Annotated in this window: 14 protein-coding genes; 7 read left to right on the forward strand and 7 right to left on the reverse strand. The window is 72.8% G+C overall.

Features of this window, described 5'->3' with window-relative positions; all coding sequences use genetic code 11:
• Window positions 1-7: 7 nt before the first annotated feature.
• The 7 genes from ACLBYB_RS03570 to ACLBYB_RS03600 all read left to right on the forward strand — a co-directional run bounded on the left by ACLBYB_RS03570 (window position 8) and on the right by ACLBYB_RS03600 (window position 10,031).
• A complete protein-coding gene (locus ACLBYB_RS03570) occupies window positions 8-2,203 on the forward strand; it encodes a GumC family protein (protein ID WP_447697876.1) in 2,196 nt (731 codons plus the stop codon).
• Complete coding sequence (locus ACLBYB_RS03575) at window positions 2,200-3,426, forward strand: glycosyltransferase (RefSeq protein WP_447697877.1); 1,227 nt, start codon at window positions 2,200-2,202, stop codon at window positions 3,424-3,426. Before ACLBYB_RS03570 ends, ACLBYB_RS03575 begins: the two co-directional genes overlap by 4 nt.
• Before the next feature lie 44 nt (window positions 3,427-3,470).
• Window positions 3,471-4,607 carry a glycosyltransferase family 4 protein gene (locus tag ACLBYB_RS03580; protein WP_447697878.1) on the forward strand — a complete coding sequence of 379 codons (1,137 nt, stop codon included), beginning with the start codon at window positions 3,471-3,473 and terminating at the stop codon, window positions 4,605-4,607.
• Window positions 4,588-5,844, forward strand: coding sequence for a glycosyltransferase family 4 protein (locus tag ACLBYB_RS03585; RefSeq protein ID WP_447697879.1), 1,257 nt, complete (start codon window positions 4,588-4,590; stop codon window positions 5,842-5,844). Before ACLBYB_RS03580 ends, ACLBYB_RS03585 begins: the two co-directional genes overlap by 20 nt.
• Before the next feature lie 110 nt (window positions 5,845-5,954).
• A complete protein-coding gene (locus ACLBYB_RS03590; RefSeq protein WP_447698139.1) occupies window positions 5,955-7,178 on the forward strand; it encodes a glycosyltransferase family 4 protein in 1,224 nt (407 codons plus the stop codon).
• Entirely contained in the window at window positions 7,175-8,686 is a 1,512-nt protein-coding gene (locus ACLBYB_RS03595; RefSeq protein WP_447697880.1) for a lipopolysaccharide biosynthesis protein, read from the forward strand. Before ACLBYB_RS03590 ends, ACLBYB_RS03595 begins: the two co-directional genes overlap by 4 nt.
• A 115-nt stretch (window positions 8,687-8,801) precedes the next feature.
• Complete coding sequence (locus tag ACLBYB_RS03600) at window positions 8,802-10,031, forward strand: O-antigen ligase family protein (RefSeq protein ID WP_447697881.1); 1,230 nt, start codon at window positions 8,802-8,804, stop codon at window positions 10,029-10,031.
• Window positions 10,032-10,069: 38 nt separating this feature from the next.
• Here the strand turns inward: ACLBYB_RS03600 and ACLBYB_RS03605 are convergent, their stop codons facing one another.
• The 7 genes from ACLBYB_RS03605 to mdcC all read right to left on the reverse strand — a co-directional run bounded on the left by ACLBYB_RS03605 (window position 10,070) and on the right by mdcC (window position 16,298).
• Window positions 10,070-11,551: an aldehyde dehydrogenase gene (locus tag ACLBYB_RS03605; protein WP_447697882.1), complete on the reverse strand. Its 1,482-nt coding sequence runs from the start codon at window positions 11,549-11,551 to the stop codon at window positions 10,070-10,072.
• Between the two features lie 68 nt (window positions 11,552-11,619).
• Window positions 11,620-12,603, reverse strand: a complete 984-nt coding sequence (gene gmd, locus ACLBYB_RS03610) for a GDP-mannose 4,6-dehydratase (protein ID WP_447697883.1) — start codon at window positions 12,601-12,603, stop codon at window positions 11,620-11,622.
• A gap of 176 nt (window positions 12,604-12,779) precedes the next feature.
• Complete coding sequence (locus tag ACLBYB_RS03615) at window positions 12,780-13,706, reverse strand: acyltransferase domain-containing protein (RefSeq protein WP_447697884.1); 927 nt, start codon at window positions 13,704-13,706, stop codon at window positions 12,780-12,782.
• Window positions 13,703-14,362 (reverse strand): malonate decarboxylase holo-[acyl-carrier-protein] synthase, encoded by a 660-nt coding sequence (gene mdcG, locus ACLBYB_RS03620; RefSeq protein WP_447697885.1) that lies wholly within the window; start codon window positions 14,360-14,362, stop codon window positions 13,703-13,705. The genes ACLBYB_RS03615 and mdcG overlap by 4 nt, the downstream gene beginning before the upstream one ends.
• Entirely contained in the window at window positions 14,355-15,071 is a 717-nt protein-coding gene (mdcE, locus tag ACLBYB_RS03625; protein ID WP_447697886.1) for a biotin-independent malonate decarboxylase subunit gamma, read from the reverse strand. The genes mdcG and mdcE overlap by 8 nt, the downstream gene beginning before the upstream one ends.
• On the reverse strand, window positions 15,058-15,987 hold the full coding sequence (locus ACLBYB_RS03630) for a biotin-independent malonate decarboxylase subunit beta (RefSeq protein ID WP_447697887.1): 930 nt from the start codon (window positions 15,985-15,987) through the stop codon (window positions 15,058-15,060). The genes mdcE and ACLBYB_RS03630 overlap by 14 nt, the downstream gene beginning before the upstream one ends.
• A 2-nt stretch (window positions 15,988-15,989) precedes the next feature.
• Window positions 15,990-16,298 (reverse strand): malonate decarboxylase acyl carrier protein, encoded by a 309-nt coding sequence (mdcC, locus tag ACLBYB_RS03635; protein ID WP_447697888.1) that lies wholly within the window; start codon window positions 16,296-16,298, stop codon window positions 15,990-15,992.
• Window positions 16,299-16,334 lie beyond the last annotated feature (36 nt).

The raw sequence follows: 16,334 nt of genomic DNA on the forward strand, positions 1-16,334 counted from the left end.
GCGCCGCATGTCCTTCCTGACTGTCGATCTGGCCGACCGGACGCCGGTTCGCGCCCTCGCCCAGGAGCCGGCGCGCGGCGGGCCGCTGGCCGCGGCCCTCGCCCGGATCTGGCATCGCCGGTACCTGTTCGCGGCGGTGTTCGCCACCGTCCTCGGCCTCGCCGTGACCGCGCTGCTGATGATCCAGCGGCAATACGTGGCGAGCGGCTCGGTCATCGTGGCCGAGGCGGAACCGGGCGCCAACAACGCCTCGATGGCCTGGATCCAGAAGATCGGCGACCCGGCCGATATCGAGAGCCAGATCCTGGTGATCCGCTCGCCGCGGCTCCTGCGCCTCGCGATCGACGACAACCTCGTCGCCGCGGTGCTGGCCGAGTGCCGATACGCGGCCTCGGGCGGGCATCCCGACCGGATCAGCGAGAAGAAGGATGCCGCCTGCACGAAGCTCACGACCGACCGCAACGCGTTCGTCGAGTACCTGCAGCAGCGCTACACGGTCCTGAGCTCCGGCCGCTCGCGCATCATCACCATCGGCTACAAGTCGCCGCTGCCCGAGACGGCGCAGACGATGGCCAACGGCCTGATCAACGCCTTCCTGGACGACCAGCGCGAGGCACAGGCCTCGAGCCGCAAGGCGGCGGCCGACTGGCTGCACACCGAGATCAGCCAGCTGGACGCCTCGATTCGGGCCGACGAGACCCGCATCCAGACCTTCCGGCGCCGCAAGGGCCTGCTGAAGGGCTCGCTCGCCCCGATCAGCGCGGAGCGGCTCACCAGCATCAGCCAGCAGCTCGCCGCGGCCGAGACCGCCAAGGCGGACGCGGCCGCGCGGCTCTCCGAGATCGAGGCCAAGGGTGCCCGCGGCGCCGACAGCGCCCCGGCCGTCCTGGCAAGCCCGACCATCGTCTCGCTGAAGCAGCAGCTCAGCGGCGTCAGCGCGCAGCTCGCCAACCAGAGCACACTGCTGGGCGCGAACCACCCGGTGATCCGGGCGCTCGAGACCGAGCAGGCGAGCCTTCGCGCGCGGATCGAGCAGGAGATCGGCAACGTCGCCAAGGGTCTGCGCAAGTCCTACGAGGCTTCGAACGCCCTGGCCAAGTCGCTGCGCGCCCAGCTCGAGACGGCGAAGACCGACGCCGCCGCCGCCATGGACGACGAAGCGTCGATCGAGGGCATGGTGCGCAACGCCGAGATCAAGCGCACCCGCTACGCCGACTTGGTCAAGCGGGCGGGCGAGTTGGAGACCGAGCGGCGCATCCTCACCGGCAGCACGCGGCTCGTCAGCCTCGCCGAGCTGCCGCAGGAGCCGTTCTCGCCCAAGGCCGTGCCGTTCCTGGCGGGCGGCGTCGTGCTGGCGGGCGTGCTCGCGGCCGCCGCCGCGCTGCTGCGCGACTACACCGACCGGCGCGTGCGCACCTCGGCGCAGCTCATGGCCGGCACCGGCGCCCCGGTCTTCGCGCAGCTGCCGAGCCTGGAGCCCGCCGGACTTGTCGGCCGCTTCTCCGAGCGGCAGCGCGAGCTCGACCTCGCGGAGGCCCTGTCGCGGGCGCGGGTCGACCCGGTGATGCAGAACGTCCTGCGCAACCTGCACGCCCATCTCGTGCTGGCGGGCGCCGGCAAGTCCCGCGTCATCCTGGTGACTTCGGCGAAGCCGCGGGAGGGCAAGTCGTTCACGGCCTTCGCGCTGGCGGGCATCGGCGCAGCGAGCGGCCGCCGGGTGCTGGTGGTCGAGTGCGACCTGCGGCGGCCGAACTTCGAGGCCTCCCTCGGGCTCGGCCGCGGCCCCGGCCTCGGCGGCGTGCTCCGCGGCGAGATCGACCCGGCCGACGCGGTGATCCAGGCCGGACGCTTCGACGTCATCCCCGCGGGAACGCCGACGGCCGACTCGACCGAGCTCCTGATGGGCGACCGGATGGCCGACTTCCTCAAGTGGAGCCGCCGCTACGACCTCGTCCTCCTGGACACCCCGCCGACCAGCCTCCTGATGGATGCGGCGATGCTGGCCCGCCACGTCGACGGCGTGCTCTGCTGCGCCCGCTACGGCCGCTCGCAGCTCTCCGATACGGTCGAGACCGTGGCGAACCTGCGCCGCGCCGGCGGACACGTCCTCGGGATCGCCATGACGATGGTCCGCCCGGGCATCCAGTCGACCTACGACGTGATGCCGCTGCCCAATCCCCGCACGGCCGCGAGCGCGCGATGACCGAAGTGCTCCCCGCCGACGCGCTCGCGAAGCGCGGCCTCCTGGACCGGGCGCAGGCCGCGCGGTCGGTTGTCGCCGCGCGGCCGCGGGTCCTGTTCGTGAGCCATACCGGCACGATGTCGGGTGCCGAGCTGGTGCTCCGCGACGCCGTCCGGCCTTGGGCGGGCTCCAGCGCCTTCCTGTTCGAGGACGGCGCGCTGACCGCGGCCCTCCGCGACGCGGGTCTGGAGATCCGTCTCGCGCGCCGCCGGTCCGCCCTGGCAGGCCTCCGGCGGGATGTGTCCCCGCTTAGCGCGCTCCCGGTCCTGGGACAGCTCGGTTCCCTGGCGCTGGAGATCGCCCGATCGGCCCGGTCCTGCGACGTGGTCTACGCCAACTCGCAGAAGGCCTTCCTGCTCTCGTCTCTGGCCGCGCGCGCCGCCGGGCGCCCCCTGATCTGGCACCTCCACGACATCCTCGACGGGGCGCATTTCGGCCGGGCGCAGCGCATCCTGCAGATCCGGCTCGCCAATCTCTGCGCCGCCCGGGTGATCGTTCCCTCCGAGGCCGCCGCGCGGGCCTTCGTCCAGGCCGGCGGCCGCCGGTCGCTGATCCGCGTCGTGCCGAACGGCCTCGACGTCGATCCGGCACCCTGCTCCGCCGCCGTTCTGCGCGCGGAACTCGGCCTGCCGGACGGCCCCCTCGTCGGCGTCTTCAGCCGCCTCGCGCCGTGGAAGGGGCAGGACGTTCTGATCGAGGCGCTGGCGACCCTGTCCGGCCTCCGCTGCGTCGTGGTCGGGGCGCCGCTCTTCGGCGAGGATGCCTACGCGGCGCACCTGCGCGACCTCGCGGCGCGGCGCGGCCTCTCGGACCGGGTGCTGTTCCTCGGACAGCGCGACGACGTCCCCCGGCTGATGCAGGCGGTCGACGCGGTCGTGCACCCCTCGGTCGATCCCGAACCGTTCGGTCGCACTCTGGTCGAGGCAATGCTGGTCGGCGTGCCGGTGATCGCCACCGACGCCGGCGCCTCCGCCGAGATCCTCGACGGCGGCGCGGCCGGGACGCTGGTGCCGCCGCGTCGGCCGGATCGCCTCGCGGCGGCCCTCTCGGCGCTGTTCGCCGATCCCGAAGCCTTCGGCGCACGCACAGAGCGCGCGCGCGAGCGGGCGCTGTCCCGCTACGGCGCGGAGCGCATGCAGCGCGATCTCGCCGCCATCATCCTCCAGGTCGCCGGCCGGGCCTGACGGGCCGGCGATCCCCCTTCCCGTTCGGAGCCGTCAGACCCGCCATGCCGCGCGTCCTCGTCAACATGCCGAGCCAGCATCCCGGTCGGCCGTCGGGCGTCGCGCTCGTCGCCTTCCGGGTGATCGCCGGCCTGGTCGCGCGCGGCACCTTCGCGGTGGTGCTCCGATCCCCGTGGCGCCGCGACCAGCTGCCGGCGTCGATCCGCGACCGCGTCGAGGTCGTGACGGTGCCGCGGCCGCGGATCATGCTGCTCGACGTCCTGCGCCAGTGCCTCGCCGTCCCGCGGCTGTGCCGCGCCCGCGCCGTCGACGTGGTGCTGAACATCGACCCGTACGGGGCGGCCTTCGGCGGCCGCGCCCGCGTCAGCGTGGTGCACGACCTCTATTTCCGCACCCTGCCCGAGCGCATCCGCTCCCGCGAGGCCTTGACCACCGACCCGATCTTCCGCCTGGTCCTCGGCAACAGCGCCCGGGTAATCGCCGTCTCGGAGGCGACACGGCGCGATCTGGAGTACCATTACCCGCGGCTCCGCGGCCGGACGCAGACCGTGCCGTCCGCGGCCATGCTCGACCCCTCGGCGGGCGGATCCGCCGCCGGTGTCCCAGCGGCGCCCTACGTGCTGGCCGTCGGCAACGCCCTCTACAACAAGAACTTCGCGACCCTTGCGCGCGCCGTGGTCGCGCTCGGGAGGCCGGGGATCGGGATCGTCCACGTCGGCGAGGATTCCGCCGAGGCCGTCGCCGCCGCACTCGGCAACGCGCTGGTCCCCCTGACCCGCCTGTCGGGCATCGGCGACGACAGGCTGGCGGCCCTCTATCGCGGCGCGCTGTGCTTGTGCGTCCCGTCCTTCGCCGAGGGATTCTGCCTGCCCGTTCTGGAGGCGCAGGCCCTCGACTGTCCGGTGATCTGCTCGGACCGCTCCGCGACGCCCGAGATCGCGGGAGCCGGCGCCCTCACCTTCGATCCCGCCGACGCGGCGGCGCTGACCGAGTGCCTGCGCCGCCTGCTCGACGAGCCCAATCTCAGGGACGCGCTGATCGCCCGCGGCCGCGACAATGTCCGGCGCTACGACTGGGCCGAGACCGCCCGCCGCTACGAGACGCTGCTGCTCGACGCGCTGCAAGACGGCGCGGCGGCGCGGTCCGCCCGGGAGGTGCCGCATGCGCATCCTGCACCTTAGCTCCCTCTACGCACCCGAGCAGGTCGGTGGCGCCGAACTGATGGTCGAGACGCTCGCCCGGACCCAGGCGCATCTCGGCCACAGCGTCGCCGTTGCCTGCGCGGCGCGGACCGAAGGCGGACCGGTCCTGCAGGACGGCGTCACGGTTTACCGGACCGGCTACGGGACGCCGTTCCACATCCTCGACTGGCCGCAGCGCGGGCGGGTCGAGCGCCTCCGCTACAAGGTCGCGGCGCAGTGGAACCGCCACGCCGTCGACCGGATGGCGCGGGCGGTCCGGGACTTCGCCCCCGACCTCGTGAACACGCATTCCATCTCCGAGCTACCGCCGGCGCTCTGGCCGATGCTCCGGCGGCTCCGGGTGCCGGTCGTGCACACGCTGCACGACTTCACCAGCCTCTGCACCAACGGCGCGATGGTGCGCCACGGGCGTCCCTGCGCCCGGCAGCATCTCAAGTGCCGCCTCTACGCCGCGCCGCACCGGCGCTGCCAGCGCGCCGTGACGGCCGTCGCCGCCGTGGGCTCGGACATCCTCGACCGCCACCTCGCGGCCGGCCTCTTCACCCACGTGCCGCCGGCGCTGCGCCGGGTGATCTGGAACCCGATCCCGCCCGGCTCGCCGGTGACGCGGGCGAAGCGGGCGCCCGGCGCGCCGGTCCGGTTCGGCTATCTGGGCCGGATCGAGGGTGCGAAGGGCCTCGACATCCTCCTCGAGGCCTGCCGGCGCCTGCCGGAGGCGGGCTGGCGCCTCGCCGTCGCGGGTCGCGCCGTGGACGGACTGGACCGCTTTCGAGCCCTGGCCGAGGGCCTGCCCGTGACCTTCGCGGGCTACGCCGAGCGCGACGCCTTCCTGGACGATCTCGACTGCCTCGTGGTCCCGCCGATCTGGCCCGAGCCCTTCGGCCGGACGGTGGCGGAGGCCTACGGGCGCGGCGTCCCGGTGATCGGCACCGCGACCGGCGGCATCGGCGAGCAGGTCGGGTCCGGCCCCTGGCTGGTCCCGCCCGGCGACGCGCCGGCGCTCGCCGCCGCGATGGCCCGGATCATCGCGGAGCCGGCCCGTCTCGCCGAGGGGCTCGCCAGCGCCGCACGCATCCGCGTTGGCACCGATCCGGTCGCTGTGGCGACCGCCTATCTCGATCTCTACGCCGCGACCCGCGACGCGGCCTCCATCGAACCGCTTCCCGAGCCTTCCGCCCGCGCGGAGCGCCCGCACCTCAGCGAGTGCCGTTCATGATGACCCCCACCCTGTCGTCGAGCTTCGCCCGGGTCCTCTCGGAGGAACCCCGCGCCCAGGACCGGGACCGCCCGAGGGATCAGGCGGCCGCACGCGCGGTGACCGGCCCCCTGCGGATCCTGCATCTCAGCGCCCTCTACCCGCCCTACATCGTGGGCGGCGCCGAGCGCTCGGTGGAGCACCTCGCCGAGGAACTCGTCGCGGCCGGCCACACGGTGGCGGCGGCCTGCATCGCCCGGGAGCCCGAGCCCAAGAGCGTGCGCGGCGGCGTCACTGTCTACCGCATGGCCCACCACAACGATTTCTGGCTCGAGGACTGGCCCCAGGCGAGCCGCTTCGGCCGCGCCTGGGCGAAGCTCAAGCAGCAGTGGAATTTCGCCGTCGCGGCCGAGTTCGGCCGCGTCCTCGACGATTTCCGGCCCGACATCGTGAACACGCACTCGCTGCTCGACGTCTCGACTCTCGTCTGGCGCGAGGCGGCCAAGCGCGGGATCCCGATCGTCCACACGGTCTGCGAGTACGACCTGATCTGCGGCAACGCCGCGATGTTCAGGGACGGCAAGCCGTGCGACCGCTGGCATCTGGGCTGCAAGGTGGTCAACGCCGCCAAGCAGATCACGAACCGGTCGGTCGGCGCCGTCGTCAGCGTCGGGACCGAGATCCTCAAGACCCATGTCGACCACGGGTTGTTCGCGCATCTCGCGCCCGAGCGGCGCCGGGTGATCTTCTATTCCTGCACCGTCCCAGAGGGCGACCCGGAGGCCAGGCGCCGGATCGACCGGACCGGCCAGCCGATGACCTTCGGCTATCTCGGCCGGATCAACACCGAGAAGGGGGTCGGCACGATGATCGACGCCTTCCGGCGGATCGGTCCCGGCGATTGGCGCTGCCTCGTCGCCGGCCACGCGATGGACGACTCGATCGAGCGGTTCAAGGCGCAGGCCGAGGGCCTGCCCATCGACTTCGTCGGCTGGGCGGAACCCGCCGAGTTCCTCAGCGCGATCGACGTGCTCATCGTCCCGTCGTTCTGGGCCGAGCCGTCGCCGCGGACGATCTACGAGGCCTACACGATGGGCGTTCCGGTGATCGGGGCGGGCTCGGGCGGCATCCCCGAGCTGATCGGCGAGGACAACGCCGACTGGCTGTTCACGCCGGGCGACGACGCCGACCTCGCCGCACGGCTGCGGACCGTGATCGCCCGCGGCCGCGGTGACCTGCCGGACGAGCGCGCCTTCCAGCACGTCATCCGCGAATCGACCTCGGAGCGCGTCGCCGAGAAGTACCTCGATCTCTACGCCGAACTCGTTGCCGAGCGTCGGGCGAGCCGCCCGTGAGCGCCGCCGCGCCGGTCCTGTCGGAGGCGGCCGCCGCCGAGGAGGAGCCGGGGCTCGCCTCCGGCGCCGCGGTGACGCGGCGCTCGTTCGACGCCGCGCGCTGGGTGGCGGTGGCCTCGGTCGGCAACGTGGTCCTCAGCTTCGGGGTGTTCCTCGTGCTCGCCCGCCTCATCGGGCCCGCCGAGTTCGGGATGGTGGCGATCGCCGCGGTCTTCATCGACATCCTGCAGATCGTCGCCCGCTGCGGCCTGCCCGACGCGGTGGTCCAGCGCGCCGACCTCGACGAAGACTTCGCCGCCACCGCCTTCTGGGTGATGCTCGCCGCGGGTGTCCTGTGCGCCGTGGGCCTCGTGGCCCTGGCCGGCCCGATCGCCTGGATCTTCGACCTGCCGGCGCTGCGGCCGGTCCTGTGCGCGCTCTCCGCCTGTTTCGTCATCACCGCCGCGGGCGCGATCCACGAAGCGCGGCTCCAGCGGAGCTTCGGCTTCCGCAAGCTCGCCCTGCGGGCGCTCGGCGCCAACGTGCTCGGCGGCGCCGCGGCCCTCGTGCTGGCCCTCGACGGCTACGGCGTCTGGAGCCTGGTGGTGCAGCGGCTCGTCGCCGCGACCGCGACCACGCTCCTGACCTGGGCGGCGGCCCGCTGGATTCCGCCGCTGCGGCTGCACCTCGCCTCCGTGCGCGAGCAGATCGCGTTCGGCTCGCGGCTGTTCTGCACCTATCTGCTGCTCGTCGCCTCGATCCGGAGCCAGGAGGTCATCGCGGCCTACTTCCTGTCCGCCACCGATGTCGGCTACCTGCGCCTCGCGTGGCGCTGCATCGACCTCGTGAGCCAGGTCGCGGTCATCCCGCTGACCACGGTCGGGCTGACCACCTACGCGCGGCTCCAGGACCGGCCGGGCGAGCTGGCCGCGGCCTTCCACGGCTTCACCCAGGCCTCGGCCTTCCTGGCCGTGCCGGCCTTCTTCGGCATGGCGGCCGTCGCCCCGACCCTCATCCCGTTCCTGTTCGGCGACCAGTGGCACGACGCGGCGCCGGTGCTGCGGACGCTCGCGCTCCTCGCCCCGGAATTCGTCGCCACCTCGATGCTGTGGATGATCTTCACGGCCCTGGGCCGCAACGGCACGGCCCTGCGGCTCGCCGGCGCGCAGTTCGGCCTCGGCGCCGCGGCGGCCCTCGTCACCGCGCCCTTCGGCCTCGCCGCCCTGGTCGCCGGGCACGTGGCGCGGGCCTACCTGTTCACGCCCGCGATCGTCGCCAGCGCCGGGCGCGTCGTCCCGGTCACGAACGGGCGGCTCGTGCGGCTCCTCGCGCCGATCACGCTCTGCGCCGGCGCGATGGCCGGGCTGGTGCTGGTCGTCCAGGGGCCGATCCACGCCAACCTCGGGGACCGGGTCGGCCTGTTCGCGGCGGTCGGACTCGGGATCGCGGCCTATCTGGGCCTCGCCTGGATCTTCATGCGCGGCACGCTCCGCACGGCCGTCGGCCTGTTCCTGAGACGCTCCGCCTGATCTGCACCCTCCGCCAACCTTTGTGGGCGACACTGCCCGCTAGAGGCCGCGGCCGGCGGAGGGTTCATCGGCGGCCGATACGCGGGGACGGTGCAGGGTGATGGCGGGACAGGCGTTGCCGATCGAGACGCGCGCGCCGGCCGCGTCCCTCCTCACGGACCGCGTCGCCGTGTTCCTGCTCGGCGCCGCCCTGAACTTCAACGTCCTGACCTCGACCTTCGGGCTGCCGTTCCAGCGATTGTCCGACCTGCTGCCGTTCCTGCTCATCCCCTGGTTGGGCCTGCGCCGCGCCGTCGTGGCGGAGGCACTGCGGCAGGCCGCGCCCCTCGCCGGCATCCTGGCGCTGATCGCGGCCTCGCTGGTGCTGAAGGCGCACAAGCAGGCGGGCGACGTCTACCTGACCCTCGTCCTGCTGCTCTACGTGTTCCAGGCGTTCATCCTGCTGGTGATGTTCCGCGACCGGCGCGTCGAGGAAGCGTTCTGCGTCGGCCTGCTCGCCGGGATGCTCGCCTCCCTCGCGGTCCTGCTGCTCGCCGCCTCCGGCATGCCGCTCGACCGGTTCGGACTCGCCGTTCCCACGGACGGGCTCGACGAGGAGCTGAAGCTGTTCGTGCAGGAAAAGCAGGGCGGCCTCTGGGCCTCCGGTAACGAGACCGGCCACGTCTTCGCCCTGGCGGGGGCCGCGGCCCTGCTACTCAGCCTGCGCTATCGCCTGAAGATCGTCTATCTCGCCTACTTCGCGGGCCTCCTGGCGAGCTTCCCGTTCACCAACAACCGCGCCGGCCTGTTCATGCCGGTCCTGTTCCTGGGCCTGCTGATGCGGCGGAACCTCAAGGCGCCCGCGGTGCTGGCCGCGCTCGGCGTCCTGGGCGTCCTGCTCGTGGCCTGGGCGGTGACGGGGGAGATCCCGCTGCCGGGGACGCTGTCCCAGGCGATCGAGCGGCGCTTCGCCGAGGACCACAACGTCACGGGCAATTTCGACGAGCGGTTCCTGTCCGGCGTGACCGCGCTCCAGCTGGTCCTCGAGTACCCGTTCGGCGTCGGCGAGGTCGCCCGCCGGGAGGAGCTGCAGGCCCTGACCGGGCTCGTGACACCACACAACGGCTTCGTGTCGCTGGCACTCCAGAGCGGCATCGCCGCGGCGCTGCTGCTCGTCGCCGGCCTCGGGCGGATCCTGCTGGCGCCCGCCGCCTTCGGGCCGTTCCTGACCTACAGCGCGGTGTTCCTGATCCCGTCGCTCATGTTCGAGGAACTGTCGGTCAACCAGTACTTCCTCTTCTTCATGGGCTTCGTCCTGGCATCCCTCGCGCTGCCGCCGGACCGCGCCCAATCGGCCCCGGATTAGGGACCGCGCCGCCACGGATCGCGGCGCGGCCCGCGGGCTCAGCGCATGACGAAGGGGTTCTCCGGCGCGTCGCGGCTCGTGGAGATCCACACGCTCTTGGTCTCCAGGTACTCGCGGATCGACTCGATGCCGCTCTCGCGGCCGATGCCCGAGCGCTTCATGCCGCCGAAGGGCATCATGTAGCTCACCGCCCGGTAGGTGTTCACCCAGACGGTGCCGGCTCGCAGCCCCTTCGACATCCGCATCGCGCGGCCGATATCCTGGGTCCAGACGCCGGCCGCGAGCCCGTAGATCACGTCGTTGCCGACTCTCAGCGCCTCGGCCTCGTCCTCGAATCCGATGATCGACAGCACCGGGCCGAACACCTCCTCCTGGGCGATGCGCATGTCGTTGGTGACGCCCGTGAAGATGGTCGGCTCGACGAACTGGCCGCCGAGCACGCCGGGACCGTAGGCGGGGTTGCCGCCGAAGACGCAGCGCGCGCCCTCGCTCTTGGCGAGCGCGATGTAGTCGAGAACCTTCGTGTACTGGGGCGGCGTCGTGATCGGCCCGATATTGGTGTCGGCCTGCATCGGGTCGCCGAGCTTGGCGGTACGGGCGAGTTCGACGAGCCGCTCGGTGAATTCCTGGCGGATGCTGTTCTGGACCAGCAGGCGCGAGCCGGCGATGCAGGTCTGCCCGGTGGCCGCGAAGATGCCCGAGATCGCCCCCGCGGCAGCGGACTTCAGGTCGGCGTCGGCGAAGACGATGTTGGGCGACTTCCCGCCGAGCTCCAGGGAGACGCGCTTGATCTGCCGCGCGGCGGCCTCGTAGACCTTCGCTCCGGTGACGTCGGAGCCCGTGAAGGTGATCTTGGCGACGTCGGGATGCTCGACGATGGCGGTGCCGGCCTCGCCGCCGTAGCCGGTGACGACGTTGAACATGCCGTCGGGCAGCCCTGCCTCCTTGGTCAGGCGGGCGAATTCCAGCGTGCTCGCGGAGGCGAACTCGGACGGCTTCACCACGACCGCGCAGCCCGCCGCGAGCGCGGGCGCGCATTTCCAGGCGACGAACAGGAGCGGCGAGTTCCACGCCGTCAGCGCCCCGACCACGCCTACGGGCTCGTGCCGAGTGAACGCGAAGGTCTCGGGCTTGTCGATCGGCACCTGCGCGCCCTCGACCTTGTCGGCGAGCCCCGCGTAGTACCACCACCATTCCGGCTGGTAGCGGGTCTGGCCGTACATCTCGGCGAAGAGCTTGCCGTTGTCGCGGACCTCGATCTCGGCCAGCGCCTTGGCCTCGCGCTCGACGAGATCGCCGATCCGGCGCAGGACCTTGCCGCGGGCCGAGGCCGTCATGATCGCCCAGGGTCCGTCCCACATGGCGCGCTTGGCCGCGGCTACCGCCCGGTCGACGTCGGCGCGCCCAGCGCGCGGGATCCGCGCCCAGGGCTCGCCGCGATAGGGGTCGATGGACTCGAACCACGAGCCCTCGACCGGATCGACGGACTGGCCGTCGATGTAGAGCTGGTAGGTCTTCACGGCGCGCCTCTCCGTCCGGGGATGCGCGCCATATGGATCCGGAGCCCGCTCGCGGCGAGCCCGACGGCTCAGGCGTTGGCGCTGAGGCGCTTGATGTCGGCGTCGACCATCTCGGTGATCAGCGCCTCGAGGCTGGTCTCGGCCTCCCAGCCGAAGGTCGCCTTGGCCTTGGCCGGGTTGCCCAGCAGCACCTCGACCTCCGCCGGCCGGAACAGCGCCGGGTCGACGATCAGGTGGTCGTCCACCGTCAGGCCGACATGCTTGAACGCGATTTCGCACATGTCCCGCACGGTCGTGGTCCGGCCGGTGGCGATCACGTAATCGTCCGGGCGGTCCTGCTGCAGCATCAGCCACATCGCCTTCACGTAGTCCCGGGCGTGGCCCCAGTCGCGCTTGGCGTCGATGTTGCCCAGCCGCAGCTCCCTCTGCTGGCCGAGCTTGATCCGCGCCACCGCGTCGGTGACCTTGCGGGTCACGAACTCGACGCCGCGCAGCGGGCTCTCGTGGTTGAACAGGATCCCGTTCGACGCGTGCAGCCCGAAGCTCTCGCGGTAGTTGATGGTCATCCAGTGCGCGTAGAGCTTGGCCACGCCGTAGGGCGAGCGCGGGTAGAAGGGCGTCGACTCGCTCTGCTTGGCCTCCTGGATCAGGCCGAACATCTCCGAGGTCGAGGCTTGGTAGTAGCGCGCCTGGGGCGCCGCCGAGCGCAGGCATTCCAGCATGTGCACCGCGCCGAGGCCGGTCACCTGCCCGGTGAGCAGCGGCTGCTGCCAGGACGAGGTCACGAACGACTGGGCGGCGAGGTTGTAGATCTCGTCGGGCTTCGTGGCCTGGACGATGCGCAGCAGGGCGGACTGGTCGAGCAGGTTGCCGTCGACCAACTCGACGTCGTCGGTGATGCCGAGCCACTTCAACCGGTGGTCGAAGACGCCGGCGTGGCTGGAGCGCCGCACGATGCCGGTGACGGCGTAGCCCTTCTGCAGGAGCAGCTGCGCCAGATACGCGCCGTCCTGGCCCGTCACACCCGTGATCAGCGCTCGCTTGGCCGTCATGAACCCGTCCCGTCCCGAAGATGCCCGGCTGCTACGACCGCAACGGGCCGCGCGTCAAGGCGATGTGTCGACATCAGTATTGCGCCAAGCAAGCGGAGCCGGACCGGCACATCGCCAGACTAGCGTCGCAACTCGACAGCCATCTGCAATGGTTATGCGGCCCCAGTGCGGCACGGCTAAGGTCGCGCGAGCCAGTCCGCCACGCCGTCGAGCGAGCGGAATTCCTCGACGGCGTGGACGCGCGCCGCCGGGAGGGCGGCCCGGGCCATGGTGGCGAGGGCGTGGCCCGGCCCGAGCTCGAGGACGCGGTCCGCGCCGTACTCGCGGCACGCCTCCAGGCAGGCGGCCCAGTCGATCGTGCGCGAGATCTGGAGGGCCAGCTTCCCGCGACCCTCGGCATCCCGAAACACCGTGCTCCCGTCCAGCCCGCTGAGCAGCCGGGGCGCTCCGGGCGGCGGGCGGCGCGGCGGCACCGCGGCGAGCGCGTCCCGGAATGCGACCGTCGCGGCGTCGAGCAGGGGCGTGTGCGACGGCGTGTGAACGGGCAGGACCACGGCGCGCTGCGCGCCCGCGCCGGTCGCCTCCCGGCACAGCACCTCCAGCGCCGCGCGCGGACCGCCGACGACGCCGCTGTCGGCCGCGTTGCGGATGGCGAGGTGACAGCCGTGGCGCGCCGCGAGATCCGCGAGCGCGTCGAGGCTCAGGCCGCGGATCCCCGCCAGGCCGAACCCCGCGCCGGACGCGGCGTCCATGGCCTCCGCCCGTCTTGCCGCAAGGGCCAGCACGTCGGCGGGGTCGAGGCGCCCGGCGACGCCCCAGGCCGCGAGATCGCCGATGCTGTAGCCGGCCACGATCGACCGGTCCGGTGCCGCCTCGGCCAGCGCCCGCCACTCCGCCAGGGCGGCGACGCAGCACAGGATCTGGCCGGTCCGATTAGCGTGCAGGTTGTCGCCGCCGGCCCGGGCCAAGTCGCGCGGGTCGGCGCCGCCGAGGAGCGGTCTGGCGGCCGCGAACGCGTCCTGAGCCGCCGGACGATCGGCCGTCAGGTCGAACATCGCCGGGTGCTGACCACCCTGGCCGGAGAGGAGGATCGCGAGGGTCATGCCGCGCCCGGGCCGCGCAGGCCCGCGACCGGCCGCAGAAGCAGCTGATCCAGGCTCTTGGCGAGCACCGAGCGGTCCTCCGGCGCGTCGCGCAGCTCGCGCCAGTGCAGACCGGCGCCGTCCGGCAACTGGATCTCGCCGTCGATGCCCATCGGCGCCGTCTCCGCCACGGCGGCGATGCCGTCGAGAAGGTCGACCGGCACCGGTGGTGGGCACGGCCAGAGCAGGTCGAGGTCGGAGGTGGCGCTGAGGTAGGTCAGGCCCGTGACCGCCTGCCAGAGGAGGCTGCCGAAGGGGCGCGGCACGAGGCCGTGCCGTCGGCCGAGCGCCGTCAGCGCGTCGAGGGTCGGGCCCCAGGCCGCCGGCGCGCAAGTGGCGGCCTGGGCGAGGGTCACCACCGGTGCGGGCGCCAGCGCCGATGCCGGCAGCGCTAGCCCGATCCGCCGCTTGCCATCCGCGGGCGGCAGCGGCAGGCCGAGCGGCACCGCGTCGCCGGTCTCTCCGGGGACGCGGCGGCGGACGATCAGCGGCCGGCCCGCAGCGGCCCAGCCGTCGAGATGGGGGACGGCGCCGAGGTCGGGCCGGTCCGCGCGCCACGCCGCCCAGGCCGCCGGATCGACCCGGACGAGGTCGTGGCGTCGGAACGGCTCAGCCAAGACGGGCTTGGTCGGCCACGGCCGCCGCGACGGTGCGGGCGACCGGGCGACCGCCCCGCTCGGCGCCCAGCCGGTCGCGGATATCCTCCGCCGGCAGGGTTCCCATCACATCGCGGATCTGACCCTCCAGGGGCAGGTCCGGGTTCAGAACCACGTGGACGGCGCCGGTCGCCACCATGTTGTCGAGGCCGGGCGCGAAGACGGGCGTCGACTTCGCCATGTCCTTCAGCGTGTCGAGCGGCAGCTTGGTCACCCGGGCGACGGACGGCAGGTCCATCACGCTCGGGTTCGCCCCGGGCAGCGCCGCGAGGACCCGCGTCGCGAGCGCCGTGGCGATGAAGGCGCCGGCGGCCGAGTGGCCGTAGATCAGCCCGATCGTGGGATGGCCCGACCGGTCGGCCAGGAGCAGCGCCTTGGCGAGATGCGCGAGGCACTCGTTGAGACCCAGCAACTCGTCGCGGCGGCTCATGCGCTGGCTGTCGGAATCCACCGCCACGAGGATCGGCGCGCGGTCGCCAACCCGGACGGCGTCGAGCACGGCGCGCGACAGGACCAGCGCCCCGTCGACGCCCAGTGGCGTATCGCCGTCGATGCCGACCACGTGGATCCGGCCGTCCGCGAAGGGGCCGGTCCCGGTCACGAGGCCGTCGCGCACCGCCACCGCGTGTCCTCGCGGGAACAGGGAGGCGAGGATCTCAGCGAGCGTCATGGTCGGCCTCCGGGCTCCGGGTCACGGTCTCGTCGAAGGCGGGCGTGTCCATCGCCGGCACCGCGTCGGGATCGTTCACGCCGAGGCGCGCCCAGACCTCGGTGGCGTCGCGGCAATCGCCGAACCGCTCGATCCGGGCCTCCAGGCGCGCCTGCTCGGCGTCCAGGGTCGCCAGATCGAAGGCCGGCGCGCGGCCGACGAGGTCGCTGGCGGCCGCGCGGAAGGCCGCGACCGTGTCGGCGCAGAAGGCGTCGGCGCCCCCGATCAGGCGACGGTGCTTGCCACCCATGGTCCGCCAGACCAGAGCGCGGTCGCGGGAATCGAACTCCTCGGCGCCTTTGTTGGTCTCGATCACCTCGGGGCCGGAGACCGAGATGCGCCCGCTCTCCGACACGGCGAGCCGCGAGCAGGTGCCGGCGATGAGGCCGCCGCCGCCGTAGCAGCCGGCCCGCCCGCCGATCAGCCCGACGACCGGGATGCCGGCCGCGCGGACGTCGACGATGGCCCGCATGGTCTCGGCGATGGCCGTCTCGCCGGCATTGGCCTCCTGGAGGCGGACGCCGCCGGTATCGAACAAAATAAGGACCGCCTTCGGCTTCAGCTCCAGGGCCGCGCGGAGCAGGCCGACCAGCTTGCCGCCGTGCACCTCGCCGAAGGCGCCGCCCATGAAGCGGCCCTCCTGGGCGGCGACCAGGACCGGGTCGCCGTCGAGGCGCGCACTCCCGACCACGATGCCGTCGTCGAAGGCGCGGGGCAGGTCGAAGAGCGGCAGGTGCGGGCTCATCCGCCGCTCGGTCGGCGGCAGGAACTCGCGGAAGCTTCCCGGATCGGTGAGCGCCAGTACGCGCTGGCGGGCGGTGGCCTCGTACCAGCTCAGGGCGTCCGGATCGAAGCGCGCGGCGCGGTCGGCAGCCATGGTCAGGCCTCCATCAGCCGCGCGCCCTGGAGCAGGCGCAGCGACACGGTGTCGGGGCGGGCGCCGCCGTCGTTGATGCTGATGCGGAGGCCGCCCGGCTGCGCCCGGGCAACGAAATCGGCCACCACCGCCTCCCAGACGTCGCCGTAGCCGGCGATCGGGGTCTCGATGGCCACCTCGCAGGCATCCGGCGGCAGCACCCGCTCCAGCAGGATCTCCAGGTTGCCGGAGGCGACGACGCCGGTGATCGCGCTCGGCGCCGAGCCGGCCAGCGGCTTCCTGGTGGTGTTGCGGAAGGTCAGGGATTCCATCGCCGGCTCCTCGGGTGCGGATACGTCATCGCGCGA

This window comes from Methylobacterium sp. D54C, from assembly GCF_053345595.1.